The organism is Devosia sp. A449 (genome assembly GCF_054489375.1).
The window spans coordinates 77104-97003 of sequence record NZ_JBTMWU010000005.1 but is presented as its reverse complement, the minus strand read 5'-3'; the positions used below and the strand labels follow the sequence as shown (position 1 = coordinate 97003).

The window sequence follows — 19900 nt, the reverse complement described above, 5'->3', positions numbered from 1 at the left end:
CCTCACTTGGCATAGGGGTCGGCGGCGTCACGCACGCCATCGCCGAGAAAATTGAGCGACAGCACCGCCACCACGACACAGACGCCCGGCACGAACATCCACGGCGCCTGGGTGATGGCCCGCAAATTCTGGGTATCCTGCAACAGCACGCCCCAGCTGACGATGGGCGGTTGCAGCCCAAGCCCGAGGAAGCTGAGCGAGGTTTCGGCCAGGATCATGTTGGGAATGGCCAGGGTGACGGCGGCGATGATGTGGGAATAGAGCGACGGCATCATGTGGCGCATGATCAGGCGGAATTCGCTGACCCCATCGAGCCGCGCGGCAATGACGAAATCATCGCTGCGCAGGCTGAGGAAGCGCCCCCGCACCACGCGGGCAATTTCAGTCCAGCCAATCAGCGACAGAATGATCAGGATGGAGAAATACACTTGGAGCGGCGGCCAGTCCTTGGGCATCGCGGCGGCCAGCCCGAGCCAGAGCGGAATGGTGGGCACCGAGCGGATGAATTCGATGACGCGCTGGATCACCCGGTCGATCATGCCACCGCGATAGCCGGAAATGCCGCCCAGGATCATGCCGATCACCAGCGACAGCCCGACGCCGACGAGGCCGATGGACATGGAAATCCGCGTACCGTGAATGGTGCGGCTGAGCAGGTCGCGTCCCAGCCGGTCGCCACCGGCGAGGAAGAAGGGCTGGGTCGGATCGAGCGGGCCGATGAAATGCAGGTTGGTCTCGAACAGGCCCCACATTTTATAGGGCTGGCCGGCGACGAACAGGCCGATGGGAATGATCGCACTCGGATCGGTGGTGAAGACCCGGCGGAAGCTCTTGGGATCGAGCTGGATATCAAAGCCGGTGACATGGGGCTGGAACTGGCCATCGACAAACCAGCCGATCGCCTGTGGCGGCGCGAAAGTGTAGCGCGGATCGAATTTGCCCGGATCATAGGGGGCGAGGAATTCGGCGAACAGCGCCACTAGATAGATGAACAGCACCACCACCAGCGAAATCACCGCCAGCTTGTGTTTGCGGAACTTGTTCCACATCAGCGTCCATTGGCCGGCGGCTTGCAGGCTGCCACCCACGACCTGTTGGTCGAGCAGATGGTCGTCACTCTGGGGGAGAGGGGTTTCGAGGCTCATTGCAGACGGATCCTCGGATCGGAAATCGCCAGGAGAATATCGGAGACCAGGGTGCCGATCAGCACTAGGCCGCCACTGAGCAGGATGAAGGCACCGGCCAGATACATGTCCTGGCTCTTGAGCGCCTGCAGCAGCAACGGGCCGGCGGTGGGCAGATTCAGCACCGTCGAGACGATGAGTTCGCCCGAAATCAGCGCCGGCAGCACCCAGCCAACGGTGGAAATAAACGGATTGAGCGCCACGCGCGTCGGATAGGTCAGGATCAGCCGCGCTTCGGGCAGGCCCTTGGCGCGGCCGGCCTCGACATAGGGCTTGTGCAGCTCATCGAGCAGATTGGCGCGCATGATGCGGATCAGCGAGGCGGTGCCGGCAGTGCCGAGCACGAAAATCGGCACCCAGGCATGGGTGATGAAATCCCACAATTTGGCCAGCGACCACGGCGCATTCTCGAAGGCTGGCGAGAACAGCCCGCCGACCGAAACGCCGAACCACATGGTGGTGATATAGAGCAGCACGATGGCCAGCAGGAAATTGGGCGTCGCCATGGCAAGGAAAGCAAAGGCGGTGGAGAGGTAATCGGTCACCGAATATTGGCGGGCGGCGGAGTAGATGCCGATCGGCAGCGCGAAGGCCCACATCAGCACCAGCGTGCACAGCGAAATCAGCGCCGTCATGCCCATGCGGCCCCAGATCAGCTCGGTCACCGGCTGGCGCCATTCGAAGCTGTCGCCGAAATCGCCCCGGGCAATGCCGCCGATCCATTTGAAATATTGCACCACCAGATTTTCGCCGAGGCCGTAGCGGTTGCGCAGCGACTCCAGCAGCGCGCTGTCGACGGCTTCGCCGGTCTGGGCAATCTGGGCGGCATAGGTGGAGACATAGTCGCCGGGCGGCAGCTGGATCACCACAAAGGCCAGCACCGAAATGGCCAGCATGGCAGGGATCATGCCGGCGATCCGCTTGAGAATATAAAACAGCATGACGCGCGACACTCCGTGCGGGGATGGCCCGGCCGACTGGCGGCCGGGCCTCAAGCGGGGACTACTGCTTGAAGTAGAACTGCTCGGTATTCAGCGTGCCCGGATCAGGGTGGATCCAGCCGACCGGGGTATCTTCGGGGACGTTGCCGAGCGTATTGCCCACCACGGCAAAGCTGTTGATCGCGGTACTGACGCCGATCTGGTAGAATTGATCGGCCGCAATATCGAGGATCTGCTGGAACAGCGCCGCCTGCTTGTCGGGGTCCGAGGTGCCCTTGATCTGGTCATAGAGCGACCACTGGTCCTTGACGTAAGCCGGGGGCTCCTCGCCGCCGTCGCCGATATAATATTTCGCCCAGTCGATGGCGAAATTGGTCTCGGTGGAGAAGGGGAAGTAGTCGCGCGGATCGATGAACACGTCGATGCCGCCCGAGGTAGCGCCCCAGACGACGATGTCGTGCTGGCTGGCGGTTTTTTCCTCGTAGAACCGCGTGCGGTCCATGGCAGCGAAGCGGGCATCGACGCCCACGGCTTGCCAATATTGCACGAACAGCTCAGCCGCATCGGCCATGGCGCCCAGCGCGGTCACTGCCGCGACATTGACCACCAGCGGACTGCCATCCGGCGCCAGCCGCAAGCCATTGCCGCCCCGCTTGTCGAGACCGATGGAGTCGAGCAGGCGATTGGCTTCAGCCACGTCATATTCGAGATACTGGGTGGCCAGCTTCTCATTATAGAACGGCGTGCCCTGGCGCGGCGACACCTGCTGCGGCGTGCCCTGCCCCAGATACAGCGTGTCGATGATCGCCTGGCGATCCAGCGCATGGGACAGCGCGATGCGGAAGTCCTTGTTCTGGAACACCGGCTGCTTGACCGGGTCGTGCGAGTTGAGATTGACCGAAATGGTCATCGCATTGCCGACGCGGGATTCACGGCTGCTGATATGATAATTGCCGGCATCCATGCCCTCGGCCAGCACCGGCAGATTGGGCGGATTGGCGATGTGGCGCACTTCATAGTCGATTTCGCCGGCCAGCACGCCGAGTAGCAGCGTTTGGGCTTCGGCATTCACCGAGATGCTCAGATCGTCGATATAGGGCAGCTGGTTTCCGGCAGTGTCGACCTTCCAGTAATAGGGATTGCGCTCCAGCGTCACGCGGGTCGCGCCGGCCACATAGGGGTCGATGATACGCCAGGCCTCAATGGTCGGGCGTTCCGGATTGCGCCAGCGCTCGATGGCCTCGATGCCGATGCCGCACATGGCGATCATCCGCTCGGCCCAGTCTGCCGCCCCGGCCGCCTTGGCAGTAGCATCCGCCTCGGCGTTATATTTCGGCAGAAACGGGCTGCAATAGGCCTTGCTGAGCATCGCCAGCTGCACGCCATAGACGCTGGCGGCATTGATGATGAACAGCCCGTTCGGCTTGGTCCAGGAAATGGTGAATTCGGTCGGCGAGGTCACGGCGATGGTCGGCAATTCGCCCTCGACCGTCAGCCAGCCCGGCTTGGTCGGAAACAGCTTGGCGTCGGGGAGGACATCTTCGATGAAGAAGGCCACATCGTCGGAGCTGAAGGGCGAGCCATCCGACCACTTCATGCCCTCACGCAGGGTGAAGGTGAAGGATTTGCCATCGGCGCTGGCGGTGTAGCCGGTGGCGATATTGGGCACCACTTCGCCGGTCCAGTCGGCATCCCAGGCCAGCAGCGGCTCGTAGCCAAAGTGGGTGAAAAGCATGTTGCGGTCATTGCCGCCAACCATGCCACCGCGGAACGTCCCCCCATACTGCCCCACTTCTGCCACCGGCACGATGACGCGCGGGTTTGCACTGACCCGCTCGGCAACGGCCGGCAGCGCCCCGCTGGCGACCAGCGCGTCGAGTTCAGGGGCCTGTTTGTAGTCCTGAGCGAATCCCGCACTGGCCAGGGCCAATACGGAGATTCCCGCTAATGCGGCTCGTGTGAAATGCTTCAATGTTCCCTCCCATCAAGCTTTGATCGATGGCACTTTCGTATGACAGCAACATTCTTGTCAATAAGAAATCATACTTCTTTTAAGACGCCCTGATACAGCCCCCAATTTCTGGCGTTGACAGGGCGCGTTTGGCAATGTTAGCTCGAAGCAATCATACTACTTTCTTTGCAGCAGGAGACTGACGTGACCTTCGACGAAATCAAAGCCAAGATCGGTACGGGCCTACTGTCCTTTCCGGTGACGGACTTCGATGCGGCGGGGGAGTTCGACCGCGACTCCTATGCGAAACGCCTGCAATGGCTGTCATCCTATGACATCTCGGGCCTGTTCGCGGCGGGCGGCACCGGCGAGTTCTTCTCGATCGGCTATGATGAATATGACGATGTGATCAGCACCGCCGTGCGCAACAGCGCCGCCAATGTGCCGGTGCTGGCCGGCGTCGGCTATGGCACCCGCCTCGCCGTCGACCTGGCCAGGCGCGCCGAAAAGGCCGGCGCCGCCGGCATTCTGGTGCTGCCGCATTATCTGATGTTCGCCGAGCAGGAAGGCATCATCGCCCATATGAAGGCGATCTGCGACGCGGTGCGCATCGGCGTCATCTATTACGCGCGCGACAATTCGCGACTGACCCCGGACTCGCTGGCCCGCCTCGCCGAGATGTGCCCCAATTTGATCGGCTACAAGGATGGCATTGGCGATCTGCAACTGATGGTGCAGGTGGCCAGCCGGATCGGCGACCGCATGGTGCATATTGGCGGCTTGCCGACCGCCGAAGTCTTCGCCCAGCCTTATCTGGAAATGGGCGTCACCACCTATTCCTCGGCGGTGTTCAACTTCGTCCCCGAGCTGGCGCTGCGCTTCTACAACGCCGTCCGGCAGCGCGACAGCGCCACGGTGCAAAGCCTGCTCAAGAGCTTCTACCTGCCGCTGATCGCGCTACGCGACCACAAGCGCGGCTACGCGGTGTCGATGATCAAGACCGGCGCCGAACTCGTCGGCCGCCCGGCCGGCAACGTCCGCAGCCCCCTGATCGACCTCGACCCGCATGAACGCGAAATCCTCGCCGGCCTGATCGCCGCGCACCGCTAAACACCCTCCCTGGTGTCAAAAAGCCCGGACCAGAAGGTCCGGGCTTTTTGGTTTGTACTGGGGAATTGAGCCTTACCCCACCCCGAAACGCGATGTCATCCCGGCCTTGAGCCGGCCCCATCCTGAGATGGTTTCATCGGCATGATCGGGGGATGGACCCCGGCTCAAGGCCGGGTGACACCGCGGGTGGGGGAGAGTAACCCGCCAAGCTACCGCCCATACGGGTCCCAGCCATTGGCCTGAAACAGCGCAATAATATAGCCAAAGGTGAAGGCAAAGGCGGTTTCAAACGGCGCGGCGCCATCAATATCGGGGACGTGATCCGGCATGATCATGCAGTCGACGCCCACCTCCTTGTAGAGCCGCAGGCTGGCCGGCATGTCCATGTCGCCGGCATCGGGAAATTCCTCGGTGAAGGAGAAACGCCCGCCCTTGATATTGCGGAAATGCACGTTGAAAATTTTCTTCCGCTCGCCGAACCAGCGGATGATATCGCCGATCTCCTCACGCGGATTGACCAGACTTTCCGCCACCGTGCCCTGGCAGAAATTGAGCCCGTGATAGGGGCTTTCGGCGATGGAAACGAATTTCTTGAGCCCTTCGGCGCTGCCCAGCACCCGCTCCTCCATGCCCCGATAGCCCGGCGGCGTCAGCGGATCATGCGGATGGCAGGCGAGGCGCACCTTGCTGGCTTCGGCCACCGGCACGACGCGCTCGAGGAAATAGGTGATGCGCTCCCACATCTGCTCGGCACTGACCTGCCCGGCCCGCGTCAGCACCTCGCCATCACTCGCCTGATCGGCGCGATAGGTGGACAGCAGCGCGCCGCCGCGGCCGCGCTCGGAGGTGGTGCGGGGAATGCCCATCAGGTTGAAATTATACTTGGTCGCCTTGATGCCGAGATCATCGCCCAGCATCTCGATCAGCCGGCAAATGCCATCCAGCTCGCGCTCGCGCTCCGGCTCCTGCCCCAGCACGATGCCCGGCGATTTGACCCTGTCGACACCGGCCGAGGAGAGCGGCAATTGCACCATGTCGAGCACCAGCCCGGCCGCATCGATGCGGTCGATGTGCCGCGCCAGCACGTCGCGCGTCCAGCTATAGGGACTACCCGCCGGATCGATGCAGACATGGACAATGCCGAGCTGGGCCAGTTGCCGCAGATAGCGGTCGCCCACCTCTTCCAGCTTTTCGCCACTGAGCTGGGTGCCGATATACATGTCTGGCCCTCATGTTTTATGATTTCTCCAAAGTTGTATGAAATATTTGGCCATGCTACAAGAAAAATGCGCGACGAGGGGCGTGCAGAGCAGATATTTCCTGCAGGCGCGACGCGGCGCAGGATGATATGTTCGCTCACCTTGGTATTGAGATGCGGCAAAGGACAAATGGCGGAAATCCCAGCGATACGACTGACGGATCGGGTGAAGAGCGGCCTGGTGCAGATGATCCTGCAAGACAATCTGCAGCCCGGCGACAAGCTGCCGACGGCAGACCGGCTCTGCGAGCAGTTCTCGGTCAGCCGCACCGTGGTGCGCGAGGCCATTGCCAGCCTCAAGGCGGAAGGCCGGCTGCGCTCGCTGCGCGGCAGCGGCGTCTATGTCAGCGCCCCGCCCAAGCCCTCGGGCGGTTCGATGTTCATGGAGGCGCCGCAGGATATCGGCGACGTGCTGGATTTCATGGAATTCCGCATGAGCGTGGAAATCGAGGCGGCGGGGCTGGCGGCCGAGCGGCGCACCGAAACCAATCTGCTGCGCATGGAGCAGGCGATGAGCCAGTTCGCGCGGCATCTGGACGACAATACCCTGGCCACCGACGCCGATCGCAGCTTTCACCGCGCCATCGCCGACGCCACCAACAATACCCGGTTTCGCCTGTTCGTCGACGAAATGGGCGAGCGGCTGATCCCGCGCCGGGCGCTGGGCGCCAGTTTCAGCGACGACACCGACAAGGCCGAGTTCCTGCGCAATATCGACAGCGAGCACCGGCTGATTTTCGAAGCCATCACCGAGCGGCAGGCCGACGCCGCCCGCAGCGCCATGCGCCAGCACCTCGAAGGCGGCCGTCGCCGCTACCGCGAATGGAGCCTGGCGCATGATGCGGTGTGAGGCCTAAGGGGCGCGATCCTGCCCGCGAACAGAAAGCCAAAACCATGCACCAACCCGAGATCACCATGGTCATCGCCGAGCGCTTTGGAGTGGGGGAGAGCCCGGTCTGGGATGCGGCGCGGCAATGGCTGTGGTGGTGCGATATTCCGGCCGGGATGATCCACGCGCTGGATGTCGCCAATGGAACGCGACAGCGCTGGGCGTTTGACGAGCCGGTGCCCAGCTTCGGGCTGGCGCAGCAGGGCCGGCTGGTGGTGGCGCTACGCCATGATGTGGTGCTGTTCGATCCGGCCAGTGGCCGGCGCGAGACCGTGGCGCGGATTGCGCATGCCAAGCCGGAGATGCGGCTCAATGACGGCAAGGTCGGGCCGGATGGCGCCTTCTGGGTCGGCAGCATGGATGCCAGCGGCGACGGCCCGCCGGCCGGCCAGCTCTATCGCGTCGGCCCCGATGGTTCGGTGCGGGTGATTGCCGAGGGCATCGCCATTGCCAACGGGCTGGCGTGGAACGCTGCCGCGACGCGGCTCTATCATTCGGATTCACGCGGCGATATCTGGCTTGATTGCTGGGATTTTGCCGTCAGCGACGGTGCAGTCAGCAATCGCCGTCGGCTGCGCGAGCATGACGAAGCGGCGGGCCGGCCCGATGGCGGCGCCTGCGATCTGGACGATATCTATTGGTCAGCCGGCCCGTCGGCGAGCCGGATCAACCGGTTTTCGGCTGATGGGGACTTGCTCGGCTGGGTCGACGTGCCATTGCGCAATCCGACCATGCCCTGCTTTGGCGGGCCAGATCTGCGCACCATCTATGTGACGAGCCTCGACTCCAAGTCCGACGCCGCTGGGCTGGATGGCATCATCAGTTTTCGCGTCGAGACCCCCGGCGTGCCCGTCGCCCGGTTTGGGACCTAGCCCTTGCCGTAAGTCGATGGCGGCGCGCCGACCACCCATTGCTCCAGATCGGTGGCGGTGCCGGTTTGCAGCCCCGACAAATCTGACAGCAGGTAGATGGCAAGCCGCGCCACTTCACTGGCCGACAATAGCCGGTCCAGTGGCAACGTGCTGGCGGCGGCGTCGACCCAACCTGGCCCCTTGCCCAGAATGTCAGCCTGCATCTGTTGCTCGCCGGTAGTGTTGGCCCAGCCCATATTGATGGCGTTGACCCGGATGCGGTCGGCGACATGGGCATTGGCGGCATTGCGGGTCAGCGTCGCCAAGGCGCCCTTGCTGGCCGAATAGACCGCCAGGTCCGGCGCGCCGCAATGGGCGTTCATCGACTGGATATTGACGATGGAGCCGGGCGCGCCGCGCTGGCGCAGATGGGTGATCAAGCCGCTCATCAGCAGGAACGGCGCGCGGGCATTGACGGCAAACAGCCGGTCCCACAGCTCGGCCGTGCCATCGAGAAAGCTGCCGCGATCCGTCGCGCCGGCAGCATTTACCAGCCCATCCAGCGGCCCATTTTCCAGCGCTTCGGCCAGCAGCCGCGGCGGCACCTGCGGATCGCTCAATTCGCCAAACACCAGTTCGGCCTTGGGCAATTCGGCCCGCACCGGCCCGGCCTTGTCCGGATTGCGCCCGGCCAGCACGATACGGCTGGCGCCATTGGCGTGAGCGTGGCGGGCGATTTCGAGGCCGACGCCCTGAAAGCCACCGGTGATGAAAATGGCTTTGCCCAGCAGGGCTTGTCCAAACGGCGCAGTCATCGGCCTCGTCTCCGAAAAATCAGCTTTGATCGGTCAGCCGCACATACAGCGCGGTGACCACCAGAATGATGGCGCCGAACAGCATGCGCCGCGCGCCCTCGGGAATCTGTAGCAGGGTGAGCAGCGTGCCCAGCACGGTCAGGATCAGCGCCCCGACAATGGTGCCGGAATAGCTGCCGCGCCCGCCAAAAATCGAGGTGCCGCCAATGACCGCAGCGGCAACCGAGGGCAGCAGCAGCGAATTGGCCAGCGACAGCGATGGCGCGCGAATAATGCCGACATAGAGCAGGCCGGTGAGGCCGGCGATCAAGCCAACCAGCGTATAAAGCGCCATCAGCACCTGCCAGGAGCGCACGCCCGAGAGGCGGGTGGCGTTCTCATTGGCGCCGATGGCGTAGAGCAGCCGGCCAAAGCCGGTGCGCCGCAGCCCCCAGATGATGAGGATGGCGAAGGGCACGAACAGGTACAGCGCATTGGGCATGCCCATGGTTCGGCCAGTGCCCAGCCATTCGAACATCCCAGGAATTTCCGAACCGGTATTGATGACATAGCGCTGATAGACCTGCAGACACCCGGTGCCGATCAAGCCGGTGCCCAGCGTCATAATCAGCGGATGGACGCGGCAGATGCCGACGCCGAAGCCGTTGACCAGCCCCATCAGCACCGCCGGCACCAGCGCCAGCGCGATGGCCGAAGGGCCGCCGACCAGCGGCGTCAGCGAGGCCACGACAAAGGCGCTGACCGTGGCGACGACGCCGGCCGACAGGTCGATGCCGCCGGTGAGCATGGTCAGGGTCTGGCAGGCGGCCAGCATGGCCAGCGGAATGGCGAAGCGGATGGTGTTGCCGATCCAGCGCTCGTTGAAAATGCCCGGCTGCAGAAATTCGAGCAGCCCGATCAGGGCAAACAGCAGCAGCACCAGCGGCAGCACCGGGTTTTCACGGATGATCCGGGCGCTGTGTTGCAGCGGTGACAGGGTCTCGGCTGGCATAGTCATCAGCGTCGTCCTTTCATGGCCAGCAGGCCGCCGATCATCACCACGGCGACCATGATGATGCCTTCGATGATGGTGGTGACGTTGGGATCGACCGAGAGCAAAGTGAGATCGAGGCGCAGAGTGCGCAGGATGAAGACGGCGATGATTGGCCCGAGAAGGCCGCCGCGTCCGCCCGTCAGCGAAATACCACCGAGCACGACGGCGGCCACGCTGGCCAGCAGATAGGGGCCGGGGATCGGCTCGCCGATGCCGGTGCTCAGGGTGATGGCGATCCCGCCCAAAGCGGCGAACAATCCGGCCAGCGCATAGGCGGCGATGCGGGTCAGTCCGATCGGCACGCCGGAGCGGAAGGCCGCATGCTGGTCGCTGCCGATGGCGTAGATGGACAGGCCCAATTTGGAGCGGCGCAGCGGCAGCCAGATGATGGCGGTGAAGGCGATGAGCACGACCAGCGCGCGCGGCAACCAGGCGGTCCATTCGGGCGGCAGGCCGGGAATGGTGACGCCGCCGACCACCAGCGCCCGCAGCCAGGGCGTCGCCGCGCCGCCGGGAGCATTGAGGATCAGCAGCGCCACGCCCTCCCAGACGAACAGCATGGCGAGGGTCACGACGATGTCGGGCACGCGGCTGAGCACGATCAGCAGACCATTGAGCGCGCCCATGCCGGCTCCGGCCAGCAGCACGATGAGCACGACCAGCCCGGCATTGGCCTCGCCCATTTGCTGCATCAGCAGCGCGGCGATGACCCCGGCCACCGCCATGATCGAGGCGATGGAGAGATCAATGCCGCCGGCAATGACCACGATGCCCATGCCGATGGTGGCGAAGGCAAAAGGCAGCGCCGCGCGGGCCAAAGAGTCGAGGCCGGAAACGCCGAAATTGGGCTGGATGATGCGGGTGGAGACCAAGAGGATCAGCAGGATGACGCCGAGGCCCAGCGTCCAGCCATGGCGAGAAAGCACGGCACTCATGGCTGGGCTCCGGCGTTGGCTTCGGCCTCGGTCAGCCCATAAGCGGCCCGCATCAGGTTTTGCTCGGTCGCGTCAGCGGCGTCGATAATGTCGACCACCTTGCCGCCGAAAATGACGATGGCGCGGTCGCAGGCCAGCGCCACCTCGCCCAGCTCGGAGGTGTAGAACAGGATGGAGGCTCCCTGCGCCGCCAGCTCGCGCAGCAGCGGGTAAATCTGGTGCTTGGTGCGCACGTCGATGCCGCGCGTCGGGTCGAACAGCAGCAGGGTTTCCACCCCGGCAGCGACCCAGCGGCCAATGGTGACCTTTTGCTGATTGCCGCCCGACAGCCGCCGTACTTCGGCCTGGGCGCGCATATCGATCTGCAGCCGCGCCACCGCATTGGCGACCTGCGCCGCTTCCTGGCGCATCGGAATGGCGCCCCATTTCGAGGGTCGCGCCAGCAGCGGCAAAGCGATGTTTTCGCGCACCGAGCGCAGCATTAGCAGGGCGTCCTTGCGGTCGCCGGGCACCAAAGTCAGGCCGCGCGCAATAGCATCGGCGGGGTGGCCAAAGCTGGCCGGCTGGCCATCGACTGCAATGCTGCCGGCCTGGGCGCGACGAAAGCCGGAGAGCACGTCGAACAGTTCATCCTGTCCCTGCCCTTCCAGCGCCACGACGCCCAGCACCTCGCCGCGATGCAGGTCAAACGACACATCCTCCAGCTTGGCCCCAGCACTGATATTGCGCACCGCGAGGCGCGGCGTGCCGGCTCGGGTATCGGCCGGCCGCTCGCCACTCACCTCGACGCGGGTGGGCACGCCGCCCAGCATCAGCTCGACAATGTCTTCCTCAATGCCGGGCGCGATGACAAAATCACCGACGGTAACGCCGTCGCGCAGCACCGAGGCACGGTCGCAGACGCGGGCGATTTCGGCAAAGCGGTGCGAAATATAAATCACCGAACGCCCGCTATCGGCCTGGGCGCGAATGACCGTCAGCACGCGCTCGACCAGATCGGTCGGCAAGGCGGCGGTCATTTCATCGAGCAGCAAAACCTTGGGCTCTTTGGCCAAGGTCATGGCCAGATCGAGGATGCGCAACGTCGCCAGCGGCAAATGCGCAATAATGGCGTCGAGCCGCAAATCGGCGATGCCCAGCTCGCTCACCCAATGGCGGAACGGCGCCAGTTTCACATCGATCAGCCGCAGATTGTCGGCCACGTCGAGGTCGGGGATCAGCGAGGGCTCCTGATAGACCGGCATGATACCGGCGCGGCGCGCCTGCGCCGGCGAGGTAAAGCGGCGGTCCTGCCCATCGAGATGGATGTGGCCGGCATCGGCGCGCAGGGCGCCGGTGAGAATTTTGACGAAGGTGGACTTGCCCGCCCCGTTGGCCCCCATCAGCGCGACGATTTCGCCGGCGGCCACGGTGAGCGACGCATCCTTGAGCGCCACGACCGCGCCGAAGCGCTTGGTCACATTGCGCGCGTCCAGCACAGGACGCACCGAAGCTGCTTCCGTCATATAGGCGACACCCTACCCTGGTCGGCCGGTAAATTGTCCCCGGCCCGCAGGCCGGGGACAGCGATCAGATCACTCGCCGGGACCCTTGCAGGCGATGATTTCCTCGGTGGTGTAGGTGGTGAAGTCCGGAATCGAGGTGCTCACCGGCCATTCGGAATCAAGGTTGGGGTTCTGCGCCTCGGCGATCTTGGCCTTGCCCTCCTCCGAGACGTTGTCCCACAGCTCAGGCGTGACCAGCACGGTCTTCTCGGCCGGCGCCTTGCCCTGGAGAATCTGCAGCGCCACAGTGACGCCGGCCCCGCCGATCGAGCCCGGATTGGTCACTGCTGCACCGACGAGACCTTCAACGCTGGCCAATTGGCCAACAAAGCCGGCATTGTCGGCGCCGACCACGGGCACCAGCGGCGTTTCGGATTCGACGAAGGCGTCGACGATGACGTTGTCGATGCCCGAGGTCCACACGCCATCAAATGGGATGCCGGTGGCCATATAGTCGAGGATCTGCTGCTTGCCCTGATCCTGCTGCCAGTTGGTGAACACTTCCTGGCCCACTTTCACGTCCGGATATTCGGCCAGAGCGCGCTTGAAGCCTTTATCGCGGTCGTCATCGGCCGAGGCCCCGGCGGCGCCTCGCATATAGACGACACTACCCTTGCCGCCGATCTGTTCGAACAGCCATTTGGCGCCGAGATAGGCGTATTCTTCCTGGTTGTTGGAGACCACATAGGCGGAGGGCTCCGTCACCGCCTGATCGACCGCCACCACGACGATGCCGGCATCGGTGGCTTCCTTGATCGCCGAATTGATGCCTTCGGGATTGGCTGGATTGACGACGATGGCGTCGACACCGGCCTGGATCAGATTGCGGATGTCTTCGAGCTGACCGGCCGCGTCGGTATTGCGGTGCGCAATATTGAGCGAGGCGACCAGACCGGAATCGAGGGCCTGCGCCTTGATGGAGCAGATCATTTCCTCGCGCCAGCCATTGCCCTGCACGGTGTTGGAGACGCCGATCTTATATTCCTGGGCCGCAGCGGCGCCGCTGAGACCAAGTAGAATAGCGACCGCGCTGGCGGTCATGAGCAGCTTCGTCATGGTAGTCCTCCCTTAAGACTATGGTCAGTCTTGCATATTCTTTTGATCACTTCACGTATGGATTGAGTACATCGCGCGCCAACAGGAAGCCGCGCTTGAGTTTGTCGTCACTGCCTTCGAAATCGCGGTCTTCATGCTCGATGATGACCGGACCGTTATAGCCGGCGCGGTAGAGGCCGGAGAAGAACTGGGCCCAGTCGATATCGCCAAGGCCCGGCATGCGCGGCACCTGCCAGCCGATCCCGACCGACATGATGCCGTTTTCATACAGCCCGTCGCGGTCGATCATCACGTCCTTGGCGTGGACATGGACCATTTTCGGGCCGAATTCGCGGATGAAGCGCGGCTGGTCGATCATCTGCCAGACCAGATGGGACGGATCGTAATTCATCCCGACGCCATCGCGCCAGGTCTCGAAAATGCGCCGCCAGATCTTTGGCGAATAGGCGATGTTGTGGCCGCCCGGCCATTCGTCCTGGCTGAAAATCATCGGGCAATTTTCAAAGGCCAGCGTCACCCCGGCGTCGCGCGCATGGGCCACGATGGGGGCAAAGATGGTCTTGGCCCGCGCCCAGTTGTCCTCGACATTAAGCGCGCGGTCGCCGCCCATAAAACTGTTGACCACCTTCACCTTGAGCAGGCCGGCGGCAGTGATGACCTGCTTGAGATGAGCAATGACCGCCTCGCGATGGCCCGCATCGGCATGCAGCGGGTTGGGATAATAGCCCAGCCCGGAAATGCTGAGCCCCCGTGCGGCAAGCTCCTGATTGATATCCGCCGCCTGCCCGGGTGACAGCGTGGCCACATCGATATGCGAGGTGCCGGCATAGCGCCGCGTCTCGCCGCCGCTGCGGGGCCAGCAGGCGATTTCCAGCGCGGTAAAGCCGCTGCTCGACGCCCAGTCGGCGACATCCATCAGCCCTTCATCGGCAAAGGGCGCGGTCAGAATTCCCAGCTTCATTGGCTCACTCCCACATCGACCCAGCGTCCCTGTTCGGCGCTGCGCAGCACCGCATCGCAGAACAGCATTTCTTCATGGCCATCTTCAAAACTGGCGTAAGTCGCCGACGCCGACCGCCCGCCGGCCAGCACATCGGCATAGACCGCGCGGAACAGCGCAAAAAACGTATCGGCAAAGCCTTCGACATGCCCGCCGGGCAGGCTTGCCGCCGCGCTGCCGATGGCATTCAGCAGCCCCGGATCGCGCTGCAGCAATTGATTGGGCGCATCGCGATGGCCGAGCCAGAGCTGCTCGGGCTGTTCGGAGTGCCAGGCGGCAGAGCTGGCCGAGCCGCTGATTTCCCAGTTCATCGCATTCTTGCGGCCATGGCTGATCTGGCTGGTGGTGATGGCGCCGCGCGCGCCATTGCCGAAGCGCAGCAGGATCAGCGCCGCATCATCGGTTTCGATGCGGCGGGTTTCGCTCGCCTGCGCCCCGGACCTGGCGAAGGTTTCCACCGGCCCCAGCGGCCGCTGCCGCTCAGGAATGAAGGTGGCGAGATCGGCGAGGATTGAGGTGGGCCGCAAGCCGCTGATGAAGCTGACCAGATCGAGCAGATGAGTGCCGATATCGCCGACCGAGCGCAGCGCCCCGCCCTGCCCGACCTCCAGCCGCCAGTTCCAGTCGCTCGGCTCGGCCAGCCAATCCTGATGGTAATGCCCGGTGATCAGCCGGATCTCGCCCAATTCGCCCGCCGCGACCATGCCCCGCGCCTGCTGATTGAGCGGATAAAACCGCGTGTTGTAGCAGACGGCAGCGCCGCGATTGCTGGCGCGGGCCAGCGCAACCATTTCCGCCGATTCCGCCGAGGTCATCGCCAGCGGCTTTTCGCAAATGACATGCTTGCCGGCCGCCAGAATGGCTTTGACCTGCGCATAATGCGCATGATTGGGCGAGGTGACATGCACCACATCGACGCCCGGATCGGCCAACAGCTTTTCCAGTGAGCCATAGGCCTGAGGCACGCCAAGCGCCGCCGCCCGTTCGGCACCGCGTTCGGCGCTCGAGCCGAGCACACCGGTGACGCGCACGCCCAGCCGCCGCAGCGCCCCCAGATGCACGCTGCCGATAAAGCCCGTGCCGATGATGGCAACACCCAGATCATGCAATCCGGTCATAAATCCTCCCGCGCCTAAACCACCGAATAACCCCCATCCACCGGAATGCAGGCCCCGGTGATGAAGCCCGAACCTTCCGAAGCCAGAAACAGCGCCACCCCGGCAATGTCGTCGGGCTGCCCCCAGCGCCCGAGCGGGGTGCGCGTGGTGACATTGGCGACATGCACCGGATCGGTGCGGCTACGGGCAGATTGTTCGGTGACGATGAAGCCGGGCGCGATGGCGTTGACCCGCACCCCGTCCGGGGCCCAGGCGATGGCCAGCGATTTGGTCAGCTGCTCAATCGCCGCCTTGCTGGCGCCATAGGCCGGATTGCGCGGGCTGCCGAAGCGGGCATACATCGAGGCGATATTGATCAGGCTGCCGCCGCTGGCCTTGAGCTGGGGGTAAAACGTCTCGGCGGTGCGGAAACTGCCCAGCAGATTGACGTCGACCACCTTGGCGAAAAACGCCGGGTCCATTTCCTCGCCGCGCGCGGTGATGGCGGCGCAATTGACCAGAATGTCGAGCCTGTCGATGCTCTGCCCCAATGCGCTGACGGCAGCGCCATCGGTGACATCGAGCTGAACATAGCGGAAGCGCTCGCGATCATCCTCGGCCGGCTGGTCTTCAACGCCGGTGATGGTGACGTTGGCGCCCGCCGCCTGAAACGCGCGGGCGATGGACGCACCAATGCCGGCCCGGCTGGCGCCGACAACCAGCACCGACGCGGCAGAAAAATCGAAGTTGACCTGCATCGGCAAACTCCCCCCTGTCCCCACCATCGCCGAGGATTGGCCGTCTGGCAATCGGCTCGATGCGCGACAATGCCAAGCACCTTGCCCTCGATGGGTGCGCCATGGTCTCGTGGGCCAAATCGGAGGGCAAAATGCGCGCACCAATCAGAATTCTCGTCATCGGGCTCGGCACCATGGGGCGCTCGCATGCGCTGGCCTATCTGCACAATCCGGGCTTCGAGATTGTCGGGCTGATGAGCCGGTCGATCAAATCCGCCAGCATCCCCGACGAGCTGCAGGGCCTGCCCCTGTTCGAGGATTTCGACAGCGCGCTGGCCACCACCAGGCCCGACGCCGTCTCGATCAATTCCTGGCCCAATACCCATGCCGAATACGCCATCAAGGCGATGGAGGCCGGGGCCCATGTGTTCATGGAAAAGCCCATCGCCACCAATGTCGCCGATGCCAAGGCGGTGGTGGCGACGGCGCAGCGAACCGGGCGCAAGCTGGTGCTGGGCTATATTTTGCGGGTGCATCCGAGCTGGATCAAATTCATCGAACTCAGCCAAACCCTGGGCAAGCCGCTGGTGATGCGGATGAATCTCAACCAGCAGAGCAATGGCCCCGCCTGGTATGGCCACAAGAACCTGATGGACTCGCTGACCCCAATCGTTGATTGCGGCGTGCATTATGTCGACGTGATGTGCCAGATGACCGGCGCCAAACCCGTCCGCGTGCATGGCATCGGCGCCAAATTATGGGCCGACGCCGACAAGCAGAATTACGGCCATCTGCATGTCACCTTCGATGACGGCTCGGTCGGCTGGTATGAGGCCGGCTGGGGCCCGATGATGAGCGAGACCGCCTATTTCGTCAAAGACGTGATCGGCCCCAAGGGCGCGGTGTCGATGGTGCCGGGCTCGTCCTCGGGCAAGGACCAGCTGCACGAGATCACCGACTCCGCCGATATCGACCGCCACACCAAAACCGACATGCTGCGCATCCATCATGCCGAAGTCGGGCCGGACAAGAATTTCCTCCGCCCCGACGAATTCATCTCGACCGAGGACGAGCCGACCCACCAGGAATTATGCGACCGCGAACAGGCGTTTTTCCTCAAGGCCATCATCGAGGATATCGACCTCAGCGACGCCATGGCGGCGGCGGTGAGCAGCCTCGAAATCGTGCTGGCGGCCGAGCAGTCGATTGCTGAAGGGCGGGTGGTCGAGCTGTAGCCCGGCCCCACCGTGCTCCCTTCCCAACGATGACAAGACCAGACGTTATCGATATCAGTAGCGCCTCGTCTGGAGGAATGCCCAATGCAACGCAGATCGCCGACAATGGCCGACGTGGCCCGATTGGCCGGCGTGACGGCGATGACCGTATCGCGGGCGCTGCGGCAGGAGGGCGCGGTTTCCGAGGCCACGCGCCAGCGCATCCAGGCCGCCGCCGAGACGCTGGGTTATGTGCTCGACGGTGCGGCGGCAGGGCTGAAGGCGGGGCGCACCGGCTTCGTCGCCGTGGTGATTCCGACGCTGAACAATTCCAATTTCGCCGAGACGGTGCAGGGGTTGACCGACCGGCTGGCCGGCTCGCGGCTGCAGGTACTGCTCGGCTACACCAACTACCAGATCGAGGAAGAAGAGCGCGTCATCGAATCCCTGCTGGTGCGGCGCCCCGAAGCGATCGTGGTGACCGGCGGCGACCACACCGAGCGCGCCCGCCGGCTGCTGGCCAATGCCGGGGTGCCGGTGATCGAGATGTGGGAAATCCCCAGCGCTCCCATCGGTCAGGTGGTCGGCTTCTCCAATTTCGACGCCGGCAGGCTGATGGTCGAGCATCTGCATGCAGCCGGCTATCGCCGCATTGCCTTTGTCGGCGGCACCGCCGCGCAGGACGCGCGTGGCATCGAGCGGCGGCGCGGCTATGAAGCGGCGGTGCTGGCCGCCGGCCATGATGCGCCGCGCGTGCTGGCCTTTGGCGAGCCGCCGATCACCCTCAAGCAAGGCCCCCAGGCGGTACAGGCCTTGCAGGCGCGCTGGCCCGATCTCGACGCGGTGATCTGCGTTTCCGACCTGCTGGCCTTCGGCATGCTGGCGGAATGCCAGCGCCAGGGCATCGCCGTGCCTGGGCAATGGGCCATTGCCGGCTTCGGCAATTACGATGTGTCGGAGGCCACCATGCCGGCGCTGACCACCATCGATGTGCAGGCCCGGATGATCGGCACCCGCGTCGGCGACGCCATGCTCGAGGCCATCGCCGCCGGCGGCAACGCCGAGCCCCGCATCCTGCTCACCGATATCAGTCTGGTAGTGCGCCAAAGCACATAGGGGTATCGCCATTCGGAGGCTTGTCGACCATGACAGTTATCGATAACAATGCTTATTATCAATCAAGGCTCGTATTCGATATCTGGCGGCCCAGTTCGACGGCCATGCCGTGCTCACTCCGGTTATTTGAGGTCACCATGCGTTCCATCGTCATTCACGCCCCCAAGGATCTGCGCATCGAAGACAGCGCCGCCGAGGCCCCCGGCCCCGGCCAGGTGCTGGTGCGCATCGAGCGCGGCGGCATTTGCGGCTCGGACCTGCATTATTACAATCATGGCGGCTTCGGCACGGTCCGGATCAAGCAGCCCATGGTGCTGGGCCACGAGGTCTCCGGGCGCATCGCCGCGCTGGGCGAGGGCGTCACCACGCTCAAGCTGGGCGATCTGGTGGCGGTCAGCCCGTCGCGCCCCTGCGGCCACTGCCGCTATTGCCAGGAAGGCAAGCAGAACCACTGCCTCAATATGCGCTTCTATGGCTCGGCCATGCCCTTCCCCCATATTCAGGGCGCCTTCCGCGAGGAGCTGGTGGCCGATGCCAGCCAATGCGTCGTCGCCAACGGCCTCAGCGCCGGCGAAGCCGCGATTGCCGAGCCGCTCGCGGTCTGCCTGCACGGCGTCCGCCAGGCCGGTGAAGTCCTCGGCAAGAAAGTGCTGATCACCGGCAGCGGCCCCATCGGCGTGCTCTGCGTCTTGGCCGCCCGCCGCGCCGGCGCCAGCGAGATCGTCATCACCGACATCACCGACCAGACGCTGGAACACGCCAAGCGCGCCGGCGCCGACCGGACCATCAACACCGCAACCGATACCGAGGCGATGACCGCCTATGGCGTCGACAAGGGCTATTTCGACATTCACCTCGAATGCTCGGGCGCGCCGGTGGCTTTGGCCAGTGGCATTGCCGCAGTCCGACCCAAGGGTGTGATCGTGCAAGTCGGCATGGGCGGCGACATGAATTTGCCGGTGCAGTCGATCACCGCCAAAGAACTCTCGCTCAAAGGCTCGTTCCGTTTCCATGAGGAATTCGAAACCGCCGTCCGCCTGATGCAGGGTGGCTTGATCGACGTAAAACCGCTGATCACCCACACCATGAAGCTGGCCGACGCCGTGGCGGCGTTCGAGCTGGCGTCGGATCGCAAAGTGGCCATGAAGGTGCAGCTCGAAATGGCTTAG

18 protein-coding genes are annotated in these 19900 nt (G+C 64.0%); 6 read left to right on the top strand and 12 right to left on the bottom strand.

Features of this window, described 5'->3' with window-relative positions:
* Positions 1-2 precede the first annotated feature (2 nt).
* From ACX3OW_RS14615 to ACX3OW_RS14605, 3 genes are all read right to left on the bottom strand, one after another.
* Entirely contained in the window at positions 3-1145 is a 1143-nt protein-coding gene (locus ACX3OW_RS14615) for an ABC transporter permease (RefSeq protein WP_459096525.1), read from the bottom strand.
* Entirely contained in the window at positions 1142-2125 is a 984-nt protein-coding gene (locus ACX3OW_RS14610) for an ABC transporter permease (RefSeq protein WP_459096524.1), read from the bottom strand. The genes ACX3OW_RS14615 and ACX3OW_RS14610 overlap by 4 nt, the downstream gene beginning before the upstream one ends.
* A gap of 61 nt (positions 2126-2186) precedes the next feature.
* Entirely contained in the window at positions 2187-4055 is a 1869-nt protein-coding gene (locus ACX3OW_RS14605) for an ABC transporter substrate-binding protein (RefSeq protein WP_459096523.1), read from the bottom strand.
* A gap of 225 nt (positions 4056-4280) precedes the next feature.
* On the opposite strand from ACX3OW_RS14605, the gene kdgD reads away from it, so the two are divergent.
* Positions 4281-5186 (top strand): 5-dehydro-4-deoxyglucarate dehydratase, encoded by a 906-nt coding sequence (gene kdgD, locus ACX3OW_RS14600; protein ID WP_459096522.1) that lies wholly within the window; start codon positions 4281-4283, stop codon positions 5184-5186.
* 209 nt (positions 5187-5395) lie between these two features.
* Here the strand turns inward: kdgD and ACX3OW_RS14595 are convergent, their stop codons facing one another.
* Positions 5396-6406 (bottom strand): mannonate dehydratase, encoded by a 1011-nt coding sequence (locus ACX3OW_RS14595; protein ID WP_459096521.1) that lies wholly within the window; start codon positions 6404-6406, stop codon positions 5396-5398.
* Between the two features lie 168 nt (positions 6407-6574).
* Between ACX3OW_RS14595 and ACX3OW_RS14590 the strand changes: the two genes are divergently transcribed.
* Both ACX3OW_RS14590 and ACX3OW_RS14585 read left to right on the top strand, forming a co-directional pair.
* Positions 6575-7294 (top strand): FadR/GntR family transcriptional regulator, encoded by a 720-nt coding sequence (locus tag ACX3OW_RS14590; RefSeq protein ID WP_459096520.1) that lies wholly within the window; start codon positions 6575-6577, stop codon positions 7292-7294.
* A gap of 44 nt (positions 7295-7338) precedes the next feature.
* Positions 7339-8205, top strand: coding sequence for an SMP-30/gluconolactonase/LRE family protein (locus tag ACX3OW_RS14585; RefSeq protein ID WP_459096519.1), 867 nt, complete (start codon positions 7339-7341; stop codon positions 8203-8205).
* Here the strand turns inward: ACX3OW_RS14585 and ACX3OW_RS14580 are convergent.
* The 8 genes from ACX3OW_RS14580 to ACX3OW_RS14545 all read right to left on the bottom strand — a co-directional run bounded on the left by ACX3OW_RS14580 (position 8202) and on the right by ACX3OW_RS14545 (position 16422).
* Positions 8202-8999: an SDR family oxidoreductase gene (locus tag ACX3OW_RS14580; protein WP_459096518.1), complete on the bottom strand. Its 798-nt coding sequence runs from the start codon at positions 8997-8999 to the stop codon at positions 8202-8204. The genes ACX3OW_RS14585 and ACX3OW_RS14580 overlap by 4 nt on opposite strands.
* 19 nt (positions 9000-9018) lie before the next feature.
* Positions 9019-9996 (bottom strand): ABC transporter permease, encoded by a 978-nt coding sequence (locus tag ACX3OW_RS14575; RefSeq protein ID WP_459096517.1) that lies wholly within the window; start codon positions 9994-9996, stop codon positions 9019-9021.
* Entirely contained in the window at positions 9996-10967 is a 972-nt protein-coding gene (locus ACX3OW_RS14570; protein WP_459096516.1) for an ABC transporter permease, read from the bottom strand. The genes ACX3OW_RS14575 and ACX3OW_RS14570 overlap by 1 nt, the downstream gene beginning before the upstream one ends.
* Positions 10964-12472: a sugar ABC transporter ATP-binding protein gene (locus ACX3OW_RS14565; RefSeq protein WP_459096515.1), complete on the bottom strand. Its 1509-nt coding sequence runs from the start codon at positions 12470-12472 to the stop codon at positions 10964-10966. The genes ACX3OW_RS14570 and ACX3OW_RS14565 overlap by 4 nt, the downstream gene beginning before the upstream one ends.
* A 69-nt stretch (positions 12473-12541) precedes the next feature.
* Positions 12542-13567 (bottom strand): ABC transporter substrate-binding protein, encoded by a 1026-nt coding sequence (locus tag ACX3OW_RS14560; RefSeq protein WP_459096514.1) that lies wholly within the window; start codon positions 13565-13567, stop codon positions 12542-12544.
* Positions 13568-13613: 46 nt separating this feature from the next.
* On the bottom strand, positions 13614-14528 hold the full coding sequence (locus tag ACX3OW_RS14555; RefSeq protein ID WP_459096513.1) for a sugar phosphate isomerase/epimerase family protein: 915 nt from the start codon (positions 14526-14528) through the stop codon (positions 13614-13616).
* On the bottom strand, positions 14525-15685 hold the full coding sequence (locus ACX3OW_RS14550) for a Gfo/Idh/MocA family protein (protein ID WP_459096512.1): 1161 nt from the start codon (positions 15683-15685) through the stop codon (positions 14525-14527). Before ACX3OW_RS14550 ends, ACX3OW_RS14555 begins: the two co-directional genes overlap by 4 nt.
* 14 nt (positions 15686-15699) lie before the next feature.
* Positions 15700-16422: an SDR family NAD(P)-dependent oxidoreductase gene (locus tag ACX3OW_RS14545; RefSeq protein WP_459096511.1), complete on the bottom strand. Its 723-nt coding sequence runs from the start codon at positions 16420-16422 to the stop codon at positions 15700-15702.
* 131 nt (positions 16423-16553) lie between these two features.
* Here ACX3OW_RS14545 and ACX3OW_RS14540 point away from each other — a divergent pair, with 131 nt between their 5' ends.
* From ACX3OW_RS14540 to ACX3OW_RS14530, 3 genes are all read left to right on the top strand, one after another.
* Positions 16554-17636, top strand: coding sequence for a Gfo/Idh/MocA family oxidoreductase (locus ACX3OW_RS14540; protein WP_459096510.1), 1083 nt, complete (start codon positions 16554-16556; stop codon positions 17634-17636).
* 84 nt (positions 17637-17720) lie between these two features.
* Positions 17721-18731, top strand: a complete 1011-nt coding sequence (locus tag ACX3OW_RS14535) for a LacI family DNA-binding transcriptional regulator (protein ID WP_459096509.1) — start codon at positions 17721-17723, stop codon at positions 18729-18731.
* 137 nt (positions 18732-18868) lie between these two features.
* Positions 18869-19900 (top strand): L-idonate 5-dehydrogenase, encoded by a 1032-nt coding sequence (locus ACX3OW_RS14530; RefSeq protein ID WP_459096508.1) that lies wholly within the window; start codon positions 18869-18871, stop codon positions 19898-19900.